This window comes from Reichenbachiella sp., assembly GCF_033344935.1.
GTDB lineage: Bacteria > Bacteroidota > Bacteroidia > Cytophagales > Cyclobacteriaceae > Reichenbachiella.
The window spans coordinates 2,378,068-2,400,250 of sequence record NZ_JAWPMM010000001.1; the positions used below are offsets into that span (position 1 = coordinate 2,378,068).

Genomic DNA, 22,183 nt, shown 5'->3' on the forward strand with positions numbered 1-22,183 from the left:
ACAAAAAAAAACCCTAACGATTTCGACAGGGTTTCTTTACAAAGAGATAAATTAATTATCTCTTGCTCATATCTACGTATGGCCTTTCAGTTTCACCGACATATACTTGTCTTGGTCTGCCGATCGGTTCATTGTTTTCTCTCATTTCTTTCCACTGAGCGATCCAACCTGGTAGTCTACCCAAGGCGAACATCACGGTAAACATTTCAGTAGGAATTCCTAATGCTCTGTAGATAATTCCAGAATAGAAATCTACGTTAGGGTAGAGGTTTCTTTCTACGAAGTAAGGATCGTTCAATGCTACTTCTTCCAAACCTTTAGCGATATCCAACACAGGATCCACTACGCCCAATTTTTCCAATACATCATCTGCAGCTTTCTTGATGATTTTGGCTCTAGGGTCGAAATTTTTGTACACTCTGTGTCCAAAGCCCATCAATCTGAACGGATCGTTTTTGTCTTTTGCTTTGTCCATCCACTTCTGCGTGTCTCCACCGTCAGCTTTGATGTTTTCTAGCATTTCGATCACTGCTTGGTTAGCTCCACCATGTAAAGGCCCCCAAAGTGCGTTGATACCTGCTGACAAAGAAACGTACAAACTAGCCTGAGAAGACCCTACGATTCTTACTGTAGACGTAGAGCAGTTTTGCTCATGATCTGCATGTAGGATCAATAACTTATTTAGAGCTGCAGATACCACTGGATCCACATCATAGTCTTGCGAAGGCAAGTTGAACATCATGTGAAGGAAGTTGCTGCAGTAGTCCAAGTTGTTCTTAGGATACACTACAGGGTGTCCCATTTGGTTTTTGAAAGCCCAAGCGGCGAATGTTGGCATCTTAGCCAAAATTCTAACGATGCTCATGTATACCGCTTCTTTAGATCTGTTAGGATCCAAGCTCTCTGGGTAGAATGCTGTCATAGCAGTCACCAAAGAAGAAAGCACGCCCATTGGGTGGGAACTTGCAGGGAAACCGTCAAGAATTTTCTTGAAGTCCTCATGAACTAAGGTGTGATGCGTAATATCTTTCGTGAATGTTTCGTATTCAGCTGGAGTAGGCAATTCACCATATATCAATAGATAAGCCACTTCTAGAAAAGTAGAATTTTCTGCAAGCTCTTCTATTGAATAACCTCGGTGCCTCAAAATTCCCTTTTCGCCATCCAAAAAAGTTATGGCGCTTTGGGTTGCTCCAGTGTTTTTATACCCTGGGTCAAGGGTAATCAAACCACTTTCAGCTCTGAGTTTGCCAATATTGATGGCGGTCTCATTTTCGGTGCCCGTGATTAATGGAAGTTCAATGCTCTTATCTCCTACTTTTATTTCTGCGGTTTCTTCTGCCATTGATTTATTTTAATTAAGTGAAAGGACTAATATTTTTTTACGCGAAAATAGTGAATTCTTGCTTTTTTTAAAGCCTAATTATTGTTTAATATCAAAGGAAGGCCTTCGTCGCCACCCCCAATCACCACAACTTTCGAATTTGGCGACTTTGATAGCTCAATAGTAGCCTCAATTCCACGCATTTTCAGTAATTCGTTTGTTAAACTACTGTTAATAATTTTGTTCGCTACAGCTTCACCTTCGGCTGCAATCCTTTTTCTTTCTGCTTCGCTTTTCTCTTTGTCCAATCTGAATTGATAGGCTAAAGCTTCTTGCTCCTGCTGCAGTTTGTTTTCAATGGCCTGTTTGATTTGAGCGGGGAGATTGATTGCTCTGATCAATAGCGCTTTCATCAGGACATTATTTCCTTCAGCACTCAATACTGAAGATGTTTCGTCTTTGATGGCTCCTTCGACTTCGGATCTTTTAGTAGAGTAAATTTCTTCTGCTGTGTATCTACCCATGACTTGTCTCACTGAAGACCTTACTTCAGGAATCACTAATACATTAATGTATTCACTTTTAAAGTTCTCTTGGATTTCGCCAATTTTATCCTTCATAGGAGTAAATCTCACCGACACATCCACACTGATCGATAATCCGTTTTTGTCAAGCACATCCATGCTTTCTTCAACTTTCTTTTCAGAAACATCATAAACATAAATGGTGTTCCAAGGTGCTTTCATGTGCCATCCGGGTCTGATTACGTTGTTCTTATCCAATTCTCCGCTTACCGTATAAAAAACTACCGCACGCTCTGCTGGTGATATTTTATAAAAAAGACTAGATGAAAGACCTACTACTATAAAAAGAGCAAAGGCTGCTATAACTAATAAGGGTAAAAATTTTCTATTATCCATGGTATTAAGGGGATTTTGGTTATTTGAATTTCAAATGTACGACAAAGTATTTGCTCGGAGGTCAGTGATCAGGTCTTTTGTTTTTTCTTCTTTGCCGCAGGGAACAATATGTTGTTTAGTATCAATCTGTAACCTGGTGAATTGGGGTGAAGATTCAAATCTGTTGGTTCTTCGTTGACCAGATGCTGATAGTCTTCAGGATCATGCCCACCATAAAAGGTCCAAAAGCCTTTGCCGAAGACTCCATGAATGTATTTGGCTTCGTCGATAGATTTAGTTTCACCTAGTAGAACCACATCGGATTTTACTAGTCGTTTTTTGAAAGCAGTTGTCTGCCCCATAAATCCTTTGATGATGTGCTCGTGATTTTGAGTGAGCATAGTAGGGATAGGATCCCACTTGGCCGAAAATTGGAATAGGGAGAAGTAATCATTATTCTCGGTTAAACCTCGTTGATTAGGCTGGTTGTCGATATTTGAAAACTCGTATATGTATGGGTTTCGTTCAAGAGTGAAATTTTCGAAGGCAAATGTTTTAGAAAAGTCTAGCTTGTTTTGGGCTTGAGGATCTGCCGGGTCTCCATCAAACATACTCTCACAAATGTCTACGCCTTCAGCGGATAAGGCGATATCATAAGTATCTGTAGCAGAGCACATGGCAAATAGGAAACCACCACTGGCTACATAGGATTGTATTTTCTTCACGATGCCAAGTTTCAAGTGAGACACTTTGGTGAACCCATGCTTTCTGGCAGACTCCTCATATTCACGCTGCTGCTGCTGATACCAAGGGTAGTGTTGGTAAACACGGTAGAACCTGCCGTACTGACCGGTGAAGTCTTCATGGTGCAAATGAAGCCAGTCGTATTTTGGTAGTTCGTCGTACATGAGTTCGTCATCAAAAACTACATCGTATGGTATTTCGGCATAGGTTAGGACTAATGTTACTGCATCATCCCAGGGCTGTTTACTTTTTGGGGAGTAGACCGCAATTTTGGGATACTTCTCTAATTTCATGGCATCCATATTTGAAGACGGACTGGCAATCTCACTCAGAATACCATTAGCTTGTGCATCAGAAATCACCAAATAGCTCACACCTCGTATGATCAACTCGTTTTCGAAATTTTGATAATACTTAAACATAAAAGCCCCGCCCTTATAATTAAGTAACCAGTCTACTTCAATTTCATTTTGAAGTACCCAGTAGGCAATTCCATAAGCTTTTAGGTGATTGGCCTGAGTATTGTCCATAGGAAGGAGGATATGTGATCCTTTGAGTCCAAATGAAACAACCAGAAAGAATAATACTAAGGCTTTGCGCATATCCATGTTATTTGAATGCCAATTTACAAACTCTAGGTTTTTTTAAACTGAACTTTTAATTAATAGTTGCCTGGTTGTAATAAATTGCCTGGACATACGTCTAAATTCAGAAGCGTTTGTCTATGAATCTAATCGAAAACATCCGGGAAGCAGTTAAATCTATTTTAGCCAATAAACTTAGAACTGTTCTTACTGCAGCCATTATTGCTATTGGTATTACTTCTCTAGTCGGAATTCTGACTGCTATTGACGGTATCCAAAATTCTATCAATGATAGTTTCTCCAATCTTGGTTCCAATACATTTGTTATTGAGGACATAAGAGAAGAAAGAGGTAAGAAGTCTGGCAAAGCTCAAAAAAGCTATCCAGCATTGACCTTTGATGAAGTTTCACAGTTTGTGTCGAACTATAAAGTAGGAGAGGTGACTGCTTTATATACTACAGTTACGAGAAATGCAGAAATCAAGTATGGGTCTGAAGTAACCAATCCAAATTTTGCTGTGACAGGAGGTGACGTTAACTACTTATATGTGGAAGGTTATGATTTGGACGAAGGAAGAAGTATTTCGGCTTTCGAACATCAGAACGGTTCTAATGTGGTATTGATAGGTCATGAGGTACTGACTACCCTTTTTAAAGAAAATGAAAATGCCATTAATAAATCAATATCTTTTTTAGGGGCAAAATTCAAGGTAGTAGGCGTATTAGAGAAGCAAGGTTCAGAAGGAGGTAGAGCTGATCGTGCAGTTATTGTTCCTTTGAATGTTGCTAGACGATTGGCAAAAAACAGGACGCTTAATTACCGTATTGGTGTGTCCGTGAAAGACCCCATAAAAATGGAGCATTTAATGGGAGAGGCTACAGGCCTCATGAAGGCGATAAGACGGGATACACCCGGTAGCGAAGATTCGTTTGCCATTCAAGAAAAGAAGTCATTAGCAGAAAGGCTAGGGGAAATTACCGGCTATTTACAAATTGGAGGATTCACCATCGGTTTTATCACCTTACTCGGAGCGTCAATTGGCTTAATGAATATCATGCTGGTTTCCGTTACAGAAAGGACTCGAGAGATTGGAGTCCGCAAGGCAATGGGTGCTACACCTAAACGTATCCGCCAGCAGTTCTTAATTGAAGCTATTGTAATTACTCAGATTGGAGGCTTTGGTGGTGTTGTGATGGGTTTTGTAGTGGGCAACATTATTTCGCATTTTCTTGCCGACACATTTGTTGTTCCATGGCTCTGGATGCTTTTTGGTTTTGTAGTTGGTGTGATAGTAGGTCTACTATCCGGTTACCTTCCAGCACACAAAGCATCTAAACTAGATCCTATCGTTTCTTTACGTTTCGAATAGAAATTGTATTATTTTGGGATGGAGTTTCGTTAGAAGTAAAAATATTACGAAATTTACCTCATTCCCATAGTGAAAAATGAAGCGTAATTTAATTTTTCTTATAATCTTAATTGCTCAGACCTCTTTCGGTCAGGAACTTTTGTTGACAGGCGTCTACAAGGGTGAAGGATTGTATATTCAAAACCCATACAATGCTGATTCAGGTCGATTTTGTGTTCAGTCCATTTATGTGAATGGAAAAAAGACAAGAACTAACCTATCTCTCACCGCAGTAAGATTGGCTTTTCGAGATGTCGATATGTATACACCTGTTTCGGTAAAAGTGGTTCATGGAGATAGCTGCAAGCCCCGTATTGTGAATCCAGAAGCCATCTTATATCATAGTAATTTTAAATTTGATAGTCTGGTGCTTAATGACTCGATCATGCATTGGTATACCAAAGGAGATCGAAGAGATGGGAAATACAAAATTGAAAAACTAAAAGGGGACTATTGGGATGTAATTAAGACGATGCGTTCCAAAGGTAGGTTTGCCGGTGCTCAATATGTTTTCTTTCCCGAACATACCGACGGAGGAAACAAATACCGGATAAAATACGAGTTGCCGGAAGGGCGTTATTTGTATTCCACAGAAATGGAACATTATCATTACCCAGAAGGTGTTACTTTCTCTCCAAGGCTGGTGATTGATAAAATGACCTTTTCACGCGAGGCCAGATATGAAATACTAAAGGATGGAGATATTATACTACAAGGCAAAGCCAAAGAAATACCCTTGAAACGTTTGGCACCAGGTGATTATTCCATTATTATAGAAGGGGAGGAAGATACTTTCGTTAAGAAATAAGAAACAGAAAATAAAGGGCATAAAAAAACTCAAGGTTCTGTAAGCCTTGAGTTTTTTTATGCTGTGAATGAATTATCTTAATTGATAATATCTACTCCAAAGAAATTGCTCAACACGACCATGATGAATAGGAGTCCCAGAAGTGCTGGACATAAATACCTTACCGCAAACCCAATAAATACTTTTACTCTGGAATTTTCGTATCCTTCATAGCCAATGGCTATTTCTTCATTAAGGTTTTCTTTCTTCCACACATATCCAGCGAAGGTCACAATCAAGAATCCGCCCAACAATAGCATGCAGTCAGCTAGGTGACCTAAAAAGTCCATGAAACCCACCGGGCCGTCCGCACCTACATAGGTGACAAAAGAAGTGAACATCTCACTGTAGCCATTACCTACTAAAGAAGGCAGTCCTGCGATAAAGATAATCGCTGCCATAATAGCGGTGGCTTTTGGTCTGCTGATTTTATGCTCGTCTACAACATAAGAGACCGGTACCTCTAATAGAGAGACCGTTGATGTCAAAGCAGCAAATGATAGTAGCAAGAAAAAGAAAGCACCAAGAATACTACCTAATCCGGCCCCTAGTGATTCAAAGACGCTAGGTAAGGCTGCGAAAATCAATCCTGCGCCCCCTTGAATATTTGACATATCACCGCCGGTGCTATAAGCCACTAGTGGAAATAACATCAATCCAGCTAAGAACGCGATACCCACGTCAAAGAAAGTTACGGAAACGGTGGAGCTAATAATATTTTCTTTTTTCGATAGATAACTACCATAGGTAATGATCGTACCCATACCCAGAGATAGCGAGAAGAACGACTGTCTCAAAGCCCCACCAATGGTTTTTAGATTCAATTCAGAGAATTCTGGAACTAAGTAATATTTGACTCCAGTCATGGCATTTGGAAGTGTCAGTGAATAAGCCAATAGACCAAGAATCATAATGATTAAGGTAGGCATCAATATTTTGGCTCCTTTTTCGATTCCTGCAGATACCCCTCTAGATACTACAAAAGCAGTGAATGCCATGAATATAACGGCGTAAATACCTGTGGTACTCACATTGGCTACGTAAGAACCAAATTCTTTCCCAACATTGAAATTGCCTTGCGCCATTTCAAAGAAATAGCCCAACGCCCAGCCGGCTACCACATTGTAGAAAGACAAAATAACAATGCCCGCCAGGATACCCATTTTTCCAATGATGTTCCACTTGTTATACCCTAATGCATTGAATGCTCCTACAGCATTTTTATTGGTTTTTCTACCAATAGCAATCTCGGTAACCATAACAGGGAAACACAGCAAAAAACAAAAGACAAGATAGATGAGTACAAATGCGGCGCCGCCACCTGCTTCCACTTCGAAGGGAAATTTCCAGATGTTACCGAGCCCTACTGCCGAACCAGCTGCTGCCAAAATGAATCCCAATCGATTGCTAAAATTTCCTCTTCCTGCCATTTTCTGTTGTTTAGTGAGATTGTCGCAGCGTACAGGTTGATACGCGAAAATTGCCACAGTCTAATAGTTATGCTGTTACATGAAACCACGAATATAAAAGAGGAAATGGAATAACCCACATTTTTTTTAACAAAGGCGGATTATGCTGATCGGTGACCTATACGGTGGCAGTTTGGTCGGAGTATTTGAACATTTTCTTCTCCTTGATCATATGAGCGACTTTATAAGGAACATATTCTTCCCATCCAGTGGTACCCTTTTTGATCATCTCCAAAACATTGTCCGATATGATGTGAAGGTTTTCCACTTTGGCGTTCTTAATGTCCTGGATGAAATGGTTGGTTCTTAGGTGCTCATAAAGGTGAGTGAGATTTTCTGAGGGCTGAAAATTATCGCTGGTCTGCAATTGATCTGATCGGTCCGTTTTGCTTGGATAAACCAATACCTGCTGATTGGCGGCGAATAACTTTCCAAATGCTTCCATAATACCGCCGGGCAAGTCTGCGTAATACTCTTCTTCAAAAAGTCGAGCCAGATTGTTGATGCCTAATATGAAGGCAATCTTGCCTTTTCTAGTTATTCTACTGAGGTAGACTGCCAAACGATAATGTTCCTGATAATTGGAAATAAGAACGGTTTGACCCAATGAGTTCAATAAATCTACTCGATCCAAGAAGTCCTGTTCGTCAATTTCTCCATCTTGTGTAAGATCTTTTAATGTCAATTCAGCGATGACATCAAACTGTTCTTTGTTTTCTTCCAGTTCTTTCTTGAATTGACGCACACCAGCCAGCATCATGTCCACATTCACATGAGTGACAGGTCTAAACCTTCCTCTCAGCACACATACGTTTTTCTTGTACAAGAAGGAAGTCGGTTGTTTTACTTCTCCATGACTATTGAAAATGGCTGCTCTGGTCAGTTTGTGCTTAACGAGTTGAAGACTCATCAAACGATTGTCTATCCCGTCAAAGGCTGGTCCTTCCAGTCTGAACATATCTATTTCAATCCTGTCTTTACTGAAATTGTCAACGATAGAAGTCATTAGCTTTTCAGGGTCAGCAAAATGATTGAAGCAACCATAAATTAGGTTGACACCAATTTTACCCAAGACTTCTTGTTGCCACAGCATGTCAGGGTCCTTCAATACCACATGAATGATACAGTCGTTGGGTTCAGCAAAAGGAGTGAGCTGAAACCTCACACCAACCCAACCATGACCTTGATTGGTTTTTTGATAATTGATTGTTTCAACTGTATTGGCAAAGGCAAAGAAGCGGGTTTCATCAGCTCGATGATTCAAACGCTTAGAAAGCAAGTGATACTCTTTGTCGAGCATTTTCAGGAGTTTTTCTTCGCATACATAGCGCTTAGTGGCACCATAAATAGCATCGGAAAACTTCATGTCGTAGGCGGACATGGTCTTTGCAATAGTACCAGAAGCTCCACCAGCTTTGAAGAAATTAGAAGCTACTTCTTGTCCTGCTCCGATTTCAGCTAATGTTCCATAAATGGATTCATTGAGATTTAGAGAGAGTGCTTTCTCTTTTGTGGTGTGTACGCCTGCTTCCATAATTTCTTTGCTTGTACAAAATTATCCAGAAGGTACTCGATTTGAAAGGAGGAACCTGCCAAATTTGCTATTTTTGGTTATTATTTTAAATATTTGAAACTAGCGATCAATTTCTTTAAAATTTGGTCGTTAGGAATTAAAAACCAACGATCCACTTTGAAACAATTCCTACTGCTTTATGAATCGGTTGACCTTGATGAGAGACTCATGTGGGGAGGGATTGTATTTTTTGTACTTTTCTTTCTAGGAGTAGTTGCCGCCTATATAGATTCATTAAATCTCTTCTATTACCGTAAAGTTTTTTTTAAAGTAGGTGATATTGAAATTACTTATTGGTACAAATGGAAGCTGTTTACCAGCAAGGGTTCGCCATTTTTTATCTGGCGAAAGATGAAAATGAGAAACACCATGATGGGCACGGAGTCAGAGCATATTTTGGATCCGGTAAGTGAGAAAGGGCATATACTTTATTTCTATTTTGATCACAATTACGAAACTCATACCGGTATGCTGTTCGATGCCTTAGTAGTTAGAGATTCGGATATATCTATGGGTTTCGATGTGTATTCTCTGGATTATTTGGGCACACACTATGTCTATGAAAGGAGAGAGGAAAAGACAGAATACCTGGGAATGGTTGAAGGAGGAAAATTCTATAAGACCGAGGGCATGTTCAGAAATGTAGAAAGCAGGGAGTTGAATTATTAAGAAGATAGAAGTCCGAAGATGGAAGTCTGAAGTGACTTTGACTTCCATCTTCGGACTTCCAACTTACTTCACCTCATAACCCGCTACGGTATTGCCAAAGAACGTTGGAACTAGTAGCAAATTCTTTTCAGGTAAGTAGCAGATATCGGCCGCATTTAGACCTTCTGCTTTTGTGTCAAGAATCAAAGTTCTGTTTCCGAAATTATCAACAAAGTGAACTTCGCCATTCCAGTTGGATACAAAATAATGCTCTCCGAAAGCCACAATGCCGTCGCCGCCCGGTATTGAATCAGAGAGTACTTCCGTCATTTTAGTGTTAATGTCTATTCTTGAAAATTCATCGCCAAAGTACGAAGCTACCATGAGGTGGCTCCCTTGATGGAGTAAGCCATTTGGACCAACTAAAGTCGTATCATTAAGCCATGTTCTTACATCTCCATTATTTAATACATGTATTGTATTGGTGCCCGTGTCAGAGATGTATATTTCTGCTTCTTTGGTAACACTGATGTCATTCAAAAAAGCAGCACCTTCGATTGGATATCGTGCAATAATGACACCGCTTGGAATGTCGATCTCTATGATTTCGTCAATGTTGGTCACGAACAAACTGCTGTCTAAAATACCCATGCCTTTAGGTGCTGATATTTCTGTGACCCACTCTCTTTCTATGATCTCGCCCTCTGTAGAAATGATTGAGATATATCCATCGTTATCTTTTGCGGTGGGGGGTACAGCGTTGATGTTCGAAACATAAAGTACCCCTCGGGATTCATCATAGATAATGGATTCGGGAGTCTGTAATGTGCTGTCTGTTTCCCATACTTTGGTTAATGTAGGGACGGTGATTTTTTCTGGAACAGAAACGCTCTCTTCTTTCTTTTTAGTCGGTTGACAGGCAGCAGCCATTAAAACAATAGCAGCAAATAATATGTTGGTTCTCATAGTTTATAGTTTAGATGATTACTCTAAATTAATAAAATGATGGCATAAAAAAAGCGACCCTAAAGTCGCTTTAAATTCTTGTTGGATGAATGGATTAGTCGATTACAACAACTTTTTCCATTTTGTCTCCTTGATTGATCTCGTCGATCACGTCCAAGCCGTCTACCACTTTGCCAAAGCAAGTATGGTTTCTGTCCAAGTGTGCAGTGTTGGTTCTGCTGTGACAGATGAAGAACTGAGATCCGCCGGTATTTCTACCTGCATGAGCCATAGACAATACTCCACGGTCGTGGAATTGATTGTCACCATCCAATTCACAGTCGATTTGATACCCTGGGCCACCAGCGCCTGTGCCGTCTGGGCAGCCTCCTTGAATCACAAAGTCAGGAATCACTCTGTGGAAAGTCAAACCATCGTAAAAACCTTTTTTAGCTAAGTCAGTAAAGTTCTTCACTGTATTTGGAGCATCATTTTCGAAAAACTCCAACTTCATTACACCCTTTGAGGTGTGGATTTCTGCAGTCATAATTTTTTTATTCTAATTTCAAAAAGGCAAATCTAAATGCTTAATTTCGGAAATTGATTGAATCAGTCGATAGATTCAAAAAAGCATTAAACAACACCCCATGAGCAAGAACCTTAAAATCGATATGCACACGCATATCCTGCCTGAAAAATTACCCGACTTTGCAAAGAAGTTTGGGTATGGAGATTTCATCCATTTGGTGCATAAGCGACCTCACTTTGCCGATATGATGAAAGGAGGAGAGTTCTTTCGCGAAATCAACGAAAACTGCTGGGATCCAAAAGTGCGTATTAACGAATACGAAAAATTCAACACCAACTATCAGGTAGTTTGTACCATACCAGTGATGTTTAGCTACTGGGCGAAGGCAGATGATTGTTTGGAGCTTTCGATGTTTTTGAATGATCACATCGCTCAGGTGGTCAACGATTATCCTAAGAATTACATTGGACTGGGAACTGTGCCCATGCAATCCGCAGCGCATGCGGTAAAGGAGTTGCATCGAATCAAAGAACTGGGAATGCCAGGCATACAGATAGGTTCAAATATCAATAATAAGAATTTGAACGAACCAGAGTTTTATCCCATTTGGGAAGCTTGTGAGCAACTCGACTTGGCGGTGATGATACACCCTTGGGAAATGATGGGTAGGGAGCATATGTCGAAGTATTGGCTGCCTTGGCTGGTAGGGATGCCGGCAGAGACTTCTAGAGCAGCTTGTTCACTGATCTTTGGCGGAGTAATGGAAAAGTATCCAAAAGTAAGATTCAACTTCTCTCACGCAGGTGGGTCTTTGCTGGCCACCATTGGTAGGGTAGAGCATGGCTTCAATTGTCGCCCAGACTTGGTGGCCATCCACAATCCAATCAACCCTAGGGAATATTTGGGTAAGTTCTGGGTGGACTGTATCACTCATGATTTACCATATCTCAAGTACATCATCGAGATGATTGGCTCTGAGAAAGTTACTTTAGGTACGGATTATCCATTTCCTTTGGGCGATTTAGAGATTGGTAGGTTTATCGAAGAAAGTGATTTACCTCAATCTGATAAGGACAATATTATGTATCAGTCTACGCTTGATTGGTTGGCGTTGGATTTGTAAGTAGGAACTATGAAATTTGAAATAATAAGATATATTAAAGCCGTTTTAATTTGGGTTTTTGCTTGTTATGTATTGGGTGTTGTCGGGTTTTTACTTAGCGATAAAATTACATTGAATGAGGTTTTTAGTCAGAGATCTTTGGCTTATGCAATTGTCTGCTCGATCATTATGTCGTTGTTATATGGAGTCAGAATCGCGGATGAATAACATTTTCTGTTCTTGTTGACTTCGTTCCGATAAGGTACAAAAGAGCATCAATCTGATCTCAATTCTAGCCCTCAGAGTTACTCGAAGAGAACTCTGAGGATGTGCATATACATCAGAGTCCCTTTCAGGTGACTCTGATGGGGTTAGTGATTAAACCTTATAGGTTTGGTGAATCTTTACTCATGAATTGTCAAAAGCGGAATTTTGATCTGCATGACTACTTTCTTTGTGGTACTGCCATGAACTAATTTATCCCAAAAACCATGTTGTCTGGGGTACATAGCGAGCAAGTCTAACTTTTTTCTCTCCGCAAATTCCATGATGCCCTCTATTGGTTCTTCATGATAGATAGTGGCAAAAGTATGTTTGATGTCCTTAAGGGAACCTTCTAGAAACATACGCTCACGGGCAGCTTCGCTGATTGATTCTTCATCATTTTCTTCGGAGATGTGGAAGATATTGATTTCAGAATCATACATTTTGGCCAATAGAGACAAGATGCCCAAGCGATTCATGTTTTCAATTTCATGAAGGTCCGCGGCAAAGCCGATATGTTTCAAGTCAAAACTTTCCACATTTTCAGGAACCACTAATACTGGTACGTCTGCAGATTTGATGACCTGAGCACTCATGCTTCCGAATAGGTTTTCTACTACATCATGTTCACCCTTGGTTCCCATCACAATGAGATCTATATCATCTTGTTCGGTGCATTGATAGATCGCATCGGCAGCAGGGGCCATAAATACCTTGGTGGAGTAACTTACGTCCTTCAATTGTGGGATTAAGCTTGGTAAGGATTTGAATTCGTCTTTTACTTTCCGTTCTTCTTCCTTGAACATTGGTTGATTGACCAAATCTACGGCCATTACATCCATGGGGGCATAGGCTGGTACATGAAAGGCATTGACGATCTCAATTTTCGCCCCTTGCTTGGTGGCGATTTCAGTAGCGATTTTCAGCGCGTTGATAGAGCACCTAGAAAAATCTATGGGAACTAATATTTTGGAAATACGCATGGCTCTTAGTGTTTGATTTACTCAAACTTAGCATACGAAAACGGTTATTATATTGAGCTATGTCTTGGGAAAATCTGATTTTCCTCATGTCCTTCTGGATGATTTAGTAGGGTTTCTCGCCAACAAAATTTCCTGGAGGATCATATTGACATACCCAAATATCCCGGCCATCGCAGGTGGCCACTCCACATCCAACTTTTGTAGTGTTTTCCCAAACGATTTGGGTATAATGCCCACAGTCTTTGTCAGCTGAGCAAGTGTTGGATTCGTAGTCGTAGTCGGCGATTTCTGATCCCCAGCTGGTGACCACATCTGTGGGAGAGAAGGCTCCTTCCGTTCCTGCCCAAATATTTTCACCAAAGTCATCGCCAGAATGTTTGAATTCGCAATCGGCAGCCAATTCTGTTGCCCAAGCTTGAGCGGAAGTAGCTACTTCTTCAGACCAGACGAGATTGGCAATTCCCACATCATTTCGATATTCGTTGTGTGCATCTAAAATTTCTTGAATCATGGCATCTTCAAAGGTAGGAAAGGTGTCACTGCCTTCGTTATCATCAGAGCCACAGCGAAACAATAAAAAAGGCAGTATAAATAGGAGAGCTATTTTTCTCATTGTAGTGAATTTGATGTTTAGAAATTTAAACAATATCAATCAGTCTATCCATTAGAGTCTTGGGAATAATTGTGATATAGGAAATGATCCATTTTTTCGCGTTCTTTACTACATGCTTTCTTCAACTCTTACTCAAAAATTTACTCATCTTTTCAAAATTTTGGATTTTGATCATGATGGACTGCTTATGCAGAGCGATTTTCAAAACCTGGGCGACAATGTAGCCATATTCAGGTGTTTGATGCCTCCTTCGGAAGTCGAGGATTTTATAACACAACGAGGTCAAGGATTTTGGCAACAACTCACAGATTTTTTAGCTAATCAAGAACCCAGTAGGTGCAACTTGACCAATTGGCTAAAATATCTCGAAGCGGTAGCAGTAGATCAATTATATGGGCCATTCGAAGCAGTAGCTAAGCAAATGGCAGAAGATATATTTTTCATCTACGATAAGGACCACAATAACTTTCTTTCTAAGCAAGAGTATATGTGTTTCTTCGTTTCGTTACGAGTCGAAATCAAGTTCATTGATATTTGTTTTAAAAAATTGGATATTAATGGTGATATGCAATTGAGCAAGGAGGAGCTTTCATCAGCCTTGGTTGACTTTTTTACTAGTGATGATACCAAGAGACCCGGTAATTTACTTTTTGGAAATCCGGAGAGCTATCAATTCGACACCAGACGAACTGTGTATACCGAGGTTTAAATACTAAACCTTACCAATAGATTTTAAGGCATAAAAAAACCACAACTTTCGTCGTGGTTTTAGTGTGATTCGTCTGGGGCTCCCCGATACTCGCTGTTGCTTGATCGGGACAGGCTTCTCGTCCATTCTATAATGTAAAAAGGCCATACTTTCGTATGACCTTTGATGTGATTCGTCCCGAGCGGAGCATGGGGCTCGAATGGCATCGGCCAACCGGCATGACCTACACATAAAAGGGTATGATCTACAAACTGAACTAACGAATCGAGCAATGAAAAATCCGGAGGGTTTCGGGATTGTGATTCGTTTTAGCTATCTGTCACTCGCTATCGTTCATTCCACACAGGCATCTGTCCCAGAGACTATAAAGTAAAAAGGCCATACTTTCGTATGACCTTTGATGTGATTCGTCTGGGGCTCGAACCCAGGACCCACGCCTTAAAAGGGCGTTGCTCTACCAGCTGAGCTAACGAATCGAGTTAGACTATGGGCAATAAAAAACTCGGCTGTTACCGAGGTCTTTATTTGAAAGTGATTCGTCTGGGGCTCGAACCCAGGACCCACGCCTTAAAAGGGCGTTGCTCTACCAACTGAGCTAACGAATCATACTTTTTTCGCAGTGGAAAGTTTCATTTTTCTAATGCCTTCCCTTATTTTGCGGTTGCAAATGTAGGCACGAGATGAGTAAAAAACAAAACAATATCTTCAAATTTATTTCAATACTTTTCATTGGTATGATGGCTACTTCTTTTTCCTCATTTGGAGGTGAAGATAAAGGACTATTAGCCCAAGCTGATTCACTATTCAAGCTTCAAAAATATACCGAGTCATTCGAAATATATGAGCAGGTATTGGAGGGAAGTAACGAGGCTTCACCACAGATGCTCATGAAGATGGCTTATATCAAAGAAGGTTTGGGAGATTATAACCAGGCGTTGTATTTTTTGAATAAATACTACCAACAAACATCAGATAAGAAGGCACAGAATAAAATGGAAGAATTAGCCACTGATCATGAGGTTAATGGCTTTGCCTTATCTGATACCACGCTTTTCAAGGGGTTGGTACATAAATATTATGCAGAATTCAATCTACTCATCTTTGGTGTTGCACTTTTCCTGATAGGTATAGTCCTTTATAGAAAGTTCAAATCAGGTTCTAATGCTACGCCATACGCTGTTTCTGCCGTTGTGGTGCTCTTGCTTTTCTTTTGGTTAACCAACTTTGAGTTGAGTGAACCTAAAGGCATTATCATCGAGGATCATGCCTATCTGATGACTGGCCCATCTGGGGGAGCCGATCTAATTGAAGTGGTGAAAAAAGGGCACCGCCTCAATATTTTGGATGAAGCAGGTGTTTGGATTAAAGTGGAATGGAATGGAAGAGAAGCTTACATCCGGTCAAAGATGATCAAACGTATCAGTTAGCCTTATCTTTGAGCGGAGAATCTGGTTCTTTGGCCAACACATTATATACAATCTTGTCCATCAATCTCGGAACAAAGTGATTGAGAAAATTCAACCACCAACCTAGAGGTGTAAGTATAAAATTGCGTGTTTTTCTTTGGTGTCCTTTGTAAATACGCAGGGCTACTTCTTCTGCAGTCATCATTTTACTTTCATCCTTAGGAGATTCGCCTTGTATCTTTCCGTCGGCGGTAAGGGCAGTATTTCGGATATTTGTGCCTGTATAACCGGGGCTTGCTACTAATACATGAACACCGCGATAAAGCAATTCCGTTCTTAGTGCTTCAAAGAAACCCTCCATGGCAAACTTAGAAGAAGAATAGGCTGTTCGCGCTGGAGTCCCTCGGTGTCCATTAATAGATGAAATTCCGATAATGGTTCCTTTCGATTCCAATAAATGAGGCAAAGCGTACTTCACGTAGTTGACTGTTCCCATGAAATTGATATCCATGACTTCTCGGAAGACTTTTAGGTCCAGGTCTTCAAACATAGCTCTCATAGAGATGCCAGCATTGCAAATCAATACATCCAATGAGCCAAAGGTTTTAATCGTTTGCTCTATGACATCTTTAGCCCCTTCTTCGCTGGCCGCATCAGCCTGTATTCCTAAAGCTTGATGACCTGAAGATTGAAAAGATTCAATGACTTGGTCTAACTTTTCTTGGTTGCGACCGGTTAATACAAGATTATATCCTTTGGAAGCATACAGTTCTGCACAGGCTTTGCCTATTCCTGAAGTTCCTCCGGTAATGACAACTGTTTGAGTTTTGGGCATTGGTAATTCTAATTCAGCTCGAATTTAATAAGTCTTGAGGTAATACTCGTTTTTGAGATAAATAGTTTCCAGCTTTGGATTCTTTATTAATTTGGCTTTGAATTCGTGATCGGATAGCTTTTTCATGCACGCAATTATTAAATCATTTCTAGTCAGTCTACTATTTATAGGATCCTTCTGTCAAGGGATGGCTGCAGAGCTTTTTGGTACGGTTACAGATCAGCAAGGAGAGCCTCTTCCTTATGCCACCCTATATATTCAAAACACTACAAAAGGAACTACAACTAACATTGAAGGCAGGTACAGTATCGAGCTTGCACCAGGTGAGTATGTACTGACCTATCAATATGTAGGTTATAAGAAACAGGAAATTCCGCTGAAGGTAGATCATCGACGCATACGATTAGATGTTGTGCTGGAAGCAGAAGTTTTAGAGCTTCAGGAAGTAGTCGTGACCGCAACAGGTGAGGACCCAGCTTATCAGGTTATTCGTGAGGCGATTGCCAAAAGAAAATATCATTTGGAAGAAGTACAAGCTTACAAATGCAAAGTATATATCAAAGGCATGCAGACCTTAGATGAAAAACCTGATCAAGTACTGGGAGTCAATATCCCACTAGACACGGGTATTGTGTATCTGTCTGAATCTGTTTCTGAGTTGAGTGTAGCTCAACCAGACAAAATCAAGGAGGTGATGATCTCTTCCAAAATGAGTGGGGGCAATTCGGCTTTTAGCTATAATCAAGGATCACAGATGCTCATTTCATTTTATGATAATTTATTGAATTTTCCTGGATTGTCTGAACGAGGTTTTGTTTCTCCGATTGCCAATAATGCCTTGATGTTCTATGATTACAAATTGGAAGGAACGATTTTGGAAGGGGAGTATTTGATCAACAAAATTAAAGTCATTCCGAAAAGGAAAAATGACCCTGCTTTTCAAGGGTTTATCTACATCATGGAAGACTCGTGGAGGATTCATAGTGTGGATTTGAGGTTGACCAAAGAACATCAGATTGAGTTTATAGATCAAGTCAATGTTTATCAGGTTTATGCGCCTGTACAAGATGGTGTCTGGATGTTGCTATCTCAGCGATTTGCTTACTATCTCAACGTGCTTGGATTTAGAGGCAATGGAAATTTTGTTGGGATACATTCCGAATACCAAATTCAACTCAACGATAAATTAGCTCAATCAAAAGGAATTACTGCTCAAAAGTTATTTGCAGATGGATATTTTGATAATGAGGTGCTAAAAATTGAAAAAGAAGCCAACAAAAGAGATAAAGAATACTGGGAAGAAGTAAGACCCATACCACTGACTAAAATTGAGAAAATTGACTATTTGTGGAAAGACAGTTTGCAAGTATTGATGCAGAGAAAACCCTACAAAGACTCAGTGGATAAATACGCCAATAAGTTCAATATTGAAAATCTATTTATCGGTGGCTATTTCAGACAACAATCATTTAAGGAGCGGTATTATAGGTTTCAACCTATTTACGACCTTTTGCAATACAATACCGTGGAAGGAGCGGTCATAAACTTAAAAACTATTTATACCCAAGAAAAAGATGCGATTTGGAAGTATCAAATCACACCAACCGTACGGTATGGGTTTTCCAGCCAGGAGTTATACTACAAAGGCAAGTTTGCTTATCAATTTGATCCAATCAAGAGAACCAGAGCATTTTTAGAGGGAGGGAAGTTTGTATCTCAGTTCAATGAAGATGAGCCCATTTCACCCTTGATCAATTCGTTCGAGACGCTGGTGAACAGAAGGAGTTATATGAAGCTGTATGAAAAAGCTTTTGCAAAACTTTACTATTCGAGTGAGATTGTGAATGGAATTACATGGAAGGCCACGCTGGAGTATGCGAGAAGAAACGAACTATTCAACTCGGCAGACTATTCTTTTTTTTACAACGAGGATCGAGATTTTGCGCCTAACGCTCCACTCAATGCAGAATTACCAAATACGTCCTTTGGCACGTCAGACGCACTCATTTTTGGAACGAGTTTTTATATCAAGTTTGGGCAGAAGTATATCACACGACCCGATCAAAAATTCAATTTAGACAGTCCTTATCCGACTTTGTTTGTGTATTACCGAAAGGGTATTGCTGCGTTAGGATCGGATGTCGATTTTGACGAGGTGGCTATTCGGGTCTCTAAAGAGTTGAATTATGGGCTGTTGGGCAGTGGAAATTACACGGCCTGGGCCGGTACGTTTCTCAATGACAACCAGATGACATTCATTGATTATAAACACCATATGGGCAATCAGTCTGTATTTGCCAAGTTTGGCAATGATCATTATCAGCTATTGGATTATTATCAATTCAGTACCTCAGGGTCTTGGATTGGCCTTCATGCAGACCATCACTTCAATGGTTTTATTTTGAACAAATTGCCTTTTATTCGGAAATCGAAAGCTCAGGTAGTGGGTACTGCTAAGTATTTGCATACCTCTGCTTCAGGTCATTATATAGAATATGGTCTGGGATTGGAGCATTTGTTCAAAGTGCTTCGTCTTGATTATTATGGAGCTGTACAAGACGGTACCAATTATGGACATGGTTTTAGAGTGGGACTGGGGTTTTAATTACCTGACCAGAGTGATGACTCCTTTGTAATCCGTATTTAGATATTCTATGTGGAAGTAATAGGTGCCAGTATCAAACCCATCACCCGTCCATACAAATTCCCTATCACTCGATTGAAACACCTTTCCTCCAGCTCTATCAAAAATAACAATAGATTGAAACTGGTCATCGCAATTATCCGGTGGTAGGTTGTAAAATTCTTCATGCAGATTACTTAAAGCATAAGTGTCGTTGTGACCGTCTCCATTGGGAGAAAATGCATTAGGCGGAGTGAAAATATCATAGTCGACCACTAATTCCTCAATTTGAAAATTCACGGTTAATGTCCTTAGTTCTGTGTTGGGGCAATTGTCATCGAAGACTAAAAAATCTATCGGATACGTCTCTGGTGTTCGATTTTCGCCGAGCAAACTGCATTCAGGCGTCCAGGTAAGCATGGAGGAAACAGCCCCAACTCCGGTATTTCCTTCGAATGAAAAACCCTGAGACGCAGGAGCAGCGTTAGGTGATAGTAAATCTAAGGTAAGGAGATCTGTATTATCTCCATCCGTCGCTACTACTTCCAGTTCAAACGTTTCATTAACGCTCAAAGAGTAGAATTCTTCTATTTGAAAATCGGGTTTTGTGTTCAATGGTACGACCACTTCTACTTGAACAGCGAGAGTATCTGCATTGGTTTCGTTACAATAATCATCATCATCGGCAATGAAGTAAAGCGTGTAGTTGGTGGTTTTATTGATCCCAAGATTGTCACAAGAAAGGTCCCATGAAAAGGGAGATTCAATATTTCCGTTTCCTTGAACGTCTGCAAAATCAATTCCGACATTACTGAAATCAAATAGATTGCCAAGTCCTGTAATTTCGATTGGGTCATTGTCCTCGTCAGAGGCAATAACATCAAACAAGAGGTTCGTTTTGATTTGACGTGAATAATCCGACGCCGGCCCACTTACTTTGGGATCGTTATTGGGTGGGAGAATTACCTCTAGCTCGTAGAAAAGGGTATCTCCACTGTCAAATGCACAGGTGTCATAATCTTCGAGCACAATGCCCAAGTCAAAGGTGTTTTTTCCACCAAAAGGAAACGCCTGACAATCTGTATTCCAGTTAAATCTAACCTCTTTTCGACCATAAGTGTCAAGTACAGTATCTAGTGACATACCATAATTCGTAGGATTGTAGTCTTCAGCGTAAAAGAAGAATCTTAATGAGTCGAATGGATCATCATCTATTCCGATTAGTAATTCGTCTAGCGCAACTACTTGTCCCTCAGCCTCTGACCTGACTTGAATAGTATTGGCATCAGGGCTCAAATAATAAGGCTTTGTATTAGGTGGAGGTTCTACGTTGATGGTCATTCGGACTGTATCTCGCTGAGGAAGCGGGCAAGCATTGTCCGAGGCGATCAGGTCAATGATATAAGGCTCGTTTTGAATGTATGGGCAGTCCGAAATACAAACTTCTACTCTGAGTGTGTCTCCTGAATCATTGATTGGTCCTGATGTGAATTCAAAAACGTCTGATACATCTGCATCAAAGTTTACGCCTTCCGCTTTTAATGTCACATTTTCGCCAGCTTTATCTACGACCAGGTACTCAAAGCATTTTTCCTCCGATGCCGAGTAATTAATGATATCAATTTCATTGTAAAATTCCGTTTCGCCCGGAAGGCGTACTTCTGCTTTCGGTGGCGTAGGAGGGTCGCATCCATCAATTACCAGCATTTGAAAATCACGTCTCAATTCACCAATCTTTTCTTGGTCTCTGTATTCTTCCACTAGCACAGAAAAAACATATAATCCTGTTGTGCTTGGATTTACTGTAAGAAAACCCGCTGAAGTAATACCTAGTGAAGGGTTGCCTGGTATGATATTGTTAATATTTGACCCATTGGCATAAATCAATTCTACAAATGGTTTGGGTTGAGGAATCGGCAGTGCGACCTGGGAGCTACTATTGAATGGTAGTTGTAGCGAATACGCAATTGAATCACCATCAACATCGGTTCCTGCAAAATCAGTATAGTAGGTTTGATTCACACAAGCATAATCACTTAATGGAGGAAAAAGCTGAGGGGAAGAATTGATGAATTGTTCTCCATTTTTAATCACTGGTGGAAAGTCTAAAACATAAGCCATGCCTTGACCTCCTGGGTTGGTTATGTTCGTTATAGAAGTATTTCGGCAGCACCTTTCCCACACGGCATAATAGCCTTCAGGTTCATTGAAAATGGATGGCTCCAATGTGATTTCGGCAGTGTAAAAAACCTGAGAGGTTTTTAATGAACCAATGGCACATTCGGGATTAGTATATTTTACCGCCTGTTCTGAGCTTAGGTTAAGGATTTCAGTTCTGATCAGCGAATGATCACTGTTTCTGAACAAATAAACTTGTACAGAAAGGTCAGGCCCAGGGTTATCCGTTTGGGCATTATCGAAATACTGAACCAAATTGAGGTAATATTGATAGCCATCGATGTGCACCAATTCTATTTCTCCACCCACAATATGGAAGGCAAGCGCTTTGAGTTGAGTCAAAAGGCCGATCAATAAAACCAGTATTAGTTTTTTCATGCGTGAACAAGATAATGACAGGAACGATAAATAGATAATATATAGGGTGAGAATTGCTTGGTCTGTCTTGATAAGTACTAAAGTTGATGATTAGTTCAATTTGAAATTATTCCTTGAACCC

Annotated in this window: 18 protein-coding genes and 2 tRNA genes; 7 read left to right on the forward strand and 13 right to left on the reverse strand. The window is 40.3% G+C overall.

The annotated features are described in order from the left end of the window. Positions 1 to 55: 55 nt before the first annotated feature. The 3 genes from R8N23_RS10325 to R8N23_RS10335 all read right to left on the reverse strand — a co-directional run bounded on the left by R8N23_RS10325 (position 56) and on the right by R8N23_RS10335 (position 3,569). Positions 56 to 1,345: a citrate synthase gene (locus tag R8N23_RS10325; protein ID WP_318171518.1), complete on the reverse strand. Its 1,290-nt coding sequence runs from the start codon at positions 1,343 to 1,345 to the stop codon at positions 56 to 58. Between the two features lie 74 nt (positions 1,346 to 1,419). Continuing rightward, positions 1,420 to 2,244 (reverse strand): prohibitin family protein, encoded by an 825-nt coding sequence (locus R8N23_RS10330; protein WP_318171519.1) that lies wholly within the window; start codon positions 2,242 to 2,244, stop codon positions 1,420 to 1,422. A 68-nt stretch (positions 2,245 to 2,312) separates the two neighbouring features. Then, the gene (locus tag R8N23_RS10335; RefSeq protein WP_318171520.1) at positions 2,313 to 3,569 is read right to left on the reverse strand and encodes an asparagine synthetase B; all 1,257 of its coding nucleotides are present in this window, start codon (positions 3,567 to 3,569) and stop codon (positions 2,313 to 2,315) included. Between the two features lie 122 nt (positions 3,570 to 3,691). Here R8N23_RS10335 and R8N23_RS10340 point away from each other — a divergent pair, with 122 nt between their 5' ends. Beyond that, positions 3,692 to 4,921: an ABC transporter permease gene (locus tag R8N23_RS10340; protein WP_318171521.1), complete on the forward strand. Its 1,230-nt coding sequence runs from the start codon at positions 3,692 to 3,694 to the stop codon at positions 4,919 to 4,921. A gap of 76 nt (positions 4,922 to 4,997) precedes the next feature. Next, complete coding sequence (locus R8N23_RS10345; protein WP_318171522.1) at positions 4,998 to 5,768, forward strand: hypothetical protein; 771 nt, start codon at positions 4,998 to 5,000, stop codon at positions 5,766 to 5,768. A gap of 77 nt (positions 5,769 to 5,845) precedes the next feature. On the opposite strand, the gene R8N23_RS10350 is transcribed toward R8N23_RS10345, so the two are convergent. Beyond that, entirely contained in the window at positions 5,846 to 7,237 is a 1,392-nt protein-coding gene (locus R8N23_RS10350; protein WP_318171523.1) for a sodium-dependent transporter, read from the reverse strand. Between the two features lie 157 nt (positions 7,238 to 7,394). Continuing rightward, on the reverse strand, positions 7,395 to 8,810 hold the full coding sequence (locus R8N23_RS10355; RefSeq protein WP_318171524.1) for a TonB-dependent receptor: 1,416 nt from the start codon (positions 8,808 to 8,810) through the stop codon (positions 7,395 to 7,397). A gap of 156 nt (positions 8,811 to 8,966) precedes the next feature. On the opposite strand from R8N23_RS10355, the gene R8N23_RS10360 reads away from it, so the two are divergent. Further along, complete coding sequence (locus R8N23_RS10360) at positions 8,967 to 9,518, forward strand: hypothetical protein (RefSeq protein ID WP_318171525.1); 552 nt, start codon at positions 8,967 to 8,969, stop codon at positions 9,516 to 9,518. A 63-nt stretch (positions 9,519 to 9,581) separates the two neighbouring features. Here the strand turns inward: R8N23_RS10360 and R8N23_RS10365 are convergent, their stop codons facing one another. Continuing rightward, positions 9,582 to 10,463, reverse strand: a complete 882-nt coding sequence (locus tag R8N23_RS10365) for a hypothetical protein (protein WP_318171526.1) — start codon at positions 10,461 to 10,463, stop codon at positions 9,582 to 9,584. Positions 10,464 to 10,557: 94 nt separating this feature from the next. Then, complete coding sequence (locus tag R8N23_RS10370) at positions 10,558 to 10,992, reverse strand: peptidylprolyl isomerase (protein ID WP_318173571.1); 435 nt, start codon at positions 10,990 to 10,992, stop codon at positions 10,558 to 10,560. Positions 10,993 to 11,089: 97 nt separating this feature from the next. Between R8N23_RS10370 and R8N23_RS10375 the strand changes: the two genes are divergently transcribed. Continuing rightward, on the forward strand, positions 11,090 to 12,094 hold the full coding sequence (locus R8N23_RS10375) for an amidohydrolase family protein (protein WP_318171527.1): 1,005 nt from the start codon (positions 11,090 to 11,092) through the stop codon (positions 12,092 to 12,094). Between the two features lie 383 nt (positions 12,095 to 12,477). On the opposite strand, the gene R8N23_RS10380 is transcribed toward R8N23_RS10375, so the two are convergent. Together R8N23_RS10380 and R8N23_RS10385 are read right to left on the reverse strand one after the other, a co-directional pair. Beyond that, positions 12,478 to 13,320: a universal stress protein gene (locus R8N23_RS10380; protein ID WP_318171528.1), complete on the reverse strand. Its 843-nt coding sequence runs from the start codon at positions 13,318 to 13,320 to the stop codon at positions 12,478 to 12,480. Positions 13,321 to 13,423: 103 nt separating this feature from the next. Then, positions 13,424 to 13,933: a pathogenesis-related family 1 protein gene (locus tag R8N23_RS10385; RefSeq protein ID WP_318171529.1), complete on the reverse strand. Its 510-nt coding sequence runs from the start codon at positions 13,931 to 13,933 to the stop codon at positions 13,424 to 13,426. Between the two features lie 160 nt (positions 13,934 to 14,093). Between R8N23_RS10385 and R8N23_RS10390 the strand changes: the two genes are divergently transcribed. Continuing rightward, on the forward strand, positions 14,094 to 14,642 hold the full coding sequence (locus R8N23_RS10390) for an EF-hand domain-containing protein (RefSeq protein WP_318171530.1): 549 nt from the start codon (positions 14,094 to 14,096) through the stop codon (positions 14,640 to 14,642). A 403-nt stretch (positions 14,643 to 15,045) separates the two neighbouring features. Here R8N23_RS10390 and R8N23_RS10395 read toward each other — a convergent pair. Next, a tRNA-Lys gene (locus R8N23_RS10395) sits at positions 15,046 to 15,118 on the reverse strand. Between the two features lie 56 nt (positions 15,119 to 15,174). Then, positions 15,175 to 15,247, reverse strand: a tRNA-Lys gene (locus R8N23_RS10400). Between the two features lie 75 nt (positions 15,248 to 15,322). On the opposite strand from R8N23_RS10400, the gene R8N23_RS10405 reads away from it, so the two are divergent. Continuing rightward, a complete protein-coding gene (locus R8N23_RS10405) occupies positions 15,323 to 16,069 on the forward strand; it encodes an SH3 domain-containing protein (protein ID WP_318171531.1) in 747 nt (248 codons plus the stop codon). Here the strand turns inward: R8N23_RS10405 and R8N23_RS10410 are convergent. Beyond that, entirely contained in the window at positions 16,062 to 16,883 is an 822-nt protein-coding gene (locus R8N23_RS10410) for an SDR family oxidoreductase (protein WP_318171532.1), read from the reverse strand. The genes R8N23_RS10405 and R8N23_RS10410 overlap by 8 nt on opposite strands. 124 nt (positions 16,884 to 17,007) lie before the next feature. On the opposite strand from R8N23_RS10410, the gene R8N23_RS10415 reads away from it, so the two are divergent. Further along, on the forward strand, positions 17,008 to 19,488 hold the full coding sequence (locus tag R8N23_RS10415; protein ID WP_318171533.1) for a DUF5686 and carboxypeptidase regulatory-like domain-containing protein: 2,481 nt from the start codon (positions 17,008 to 17,010) through the stop codon (positions 19,486 to 19,488). Here R8N23_RS10415 and R8N23_RS10420 read toward each other — a convergent pair whose 3' ends face one another. Continuing rightward, on the reverse strand, positions 19,489 to 22,062 hold the full coding sequence (locus tag R8N23_RS10420) for a gliding motility-associated C-terminal domain-containing protein (RefSeq protein ID WP_318171534.1): 2,574 nt from the start codon (positions 22,060 to 22,062) through the stop codon (positions 19,489 to 19,491). It lies immediately after the preceding gene. Positions 22,063 to 22,183: the final 121 nt, after the last annotated feature.